Here is a 1,333-nt window from a genome sequence, read left to right as displayed (position 1 = left end):
TAGACTGGCCCCATAGATCACCAGACACTTCGCCTCTCTTAAAATAAGAGGTAGTCTTAGACCTATGTTTAGCACCAGTCAGAATAATAAGATGGTTGAAGTGTTATCAGGACCTGAGCGGCGTCGGCGTCGTACACCGCAGGAAAAAATAGCGATTATTCAGCAGACAATGGAACCCGGTATGACCGTGTCTCATGTCGCACGCCTGCATGGCATCAATGCTAACCAGATCTTCAAATGGCGCAGGCAATATGAAGACGGTTCGCTAACCGCGGTGGCTTCGGGCGAGGAGGTCGTGCCTGCTTCCGAACTTGCTGCGGCCAATAAGCAAATCCGCGAACTCCAGCGTCTGCTGGGTAAAAAGACGATGGAAGCGGAAATACTGAAAGAGGCTGTGGAGTTCGGCCGGGCAAAAAAATGGATTGCGCATGCGCCCTTGTTGCCCGGGGACGACGAATAACCGACGTCTGCCGGAGTATTGGTGTGTCGCGTGCGCAACTGAGTATCAGGGTTCACCGGTTGTCTGACTGGCAGGATCGCAGACGACAGTCCAGTTTTGACGATAATGCGGTTTTGTCCCGGATAAATACTGCCGTGGCCGACCTGCCCACGTATGGTTATCGACGGGTATGGGCACTGTTGCGACGAGAATCTGAGCGGGACGGGCAGCCTGTTGTGAACGCAAAACGGGTGTACCGCATTATGAGCACCCACCATCTGCTTCTTGAGCGAAAACCTGCTGATAACCACCGGAAGCGGGCCCATAAAGGACGCGTGGCAGTGGCTGAGAGCAACCGACGCTGGTGTTCAGACGGCTTTGAGTTCTGCTGCGACAATGGCGAAAAGTTGCGGGTGACCTTCGCACAGGACTGTTGTGACCGGGAGATCATCGACTGGGCCGCAGGCACAGGTGGCTATGACAAAGAAACCGTGCAGGATGTCATGCTGGGTGCGGTAGAAAAACGCTTCGGGCAGCATCTACCGTCAGAGCCACTGGAATGGCTGACGGACAATGGTTCGGCCTACAGGGCACATGAAACGCGGGCGTTCGCCCGGATGCTGGGGCTGGAGCCCTGCACAACAAGAGTGCGCAGTCCGGAAAGCAACGGCATAGCAGAGAGCTTCGTGAAGACGATAAAGCGGGATTACATCAGTATTATGCCGAAAGCTGACAGTCAGTCGGCGTTGGTGAATCTGGCAGTGGCGTTCAGTCATTACAATGAATATCACCCACACAGTGCGCTGGGATATCGCTCACCGCGGGAATTTATACGCAGGAAATTATCGCAACCGTAAGAGAGAAAATGCGTCTGGATATATAGGGGCAAATCCA

At 54.0% G+C, this 1,333-nt stretch carries 1 protein-coding gene; it reads left to right on the top strand.

Annotated features, from left to right (window positions below):
* Window positions 1–91 precede the first annotated feature (91 nt).
* Window positions 92–1,296 (top strand): IS3 family transposase gene (locus OOJ59_RS27850; protein ID WP_116689248.1). Its coding sequence is split into 2 segments (ribosomal slippage): window positions 92–410 and window positions 410–1,296, totalling 1,206 coding nucleotides; the frame shifts between segments, so codons are not numbered across the junction.
* The last annotated feature ends 37 nt before the right edge of the window (window positions 1,297–1,333 follow it).

The sequence above is a fragment of the Citrobacter sp. W9 genome (genome assembly GCF_026719375.1).
Lineage (GTDB): Bacteria > Pseudomonadota > Gammaproteobacteria > Enterobacterales > Enterobacteriaceae > Citrobacter > Citrobacter werkmanii.
Note: the sequence above shows the minus strand (reverse complement) of the source record. Positions and strands in the feature narration are given on the sequence as shown.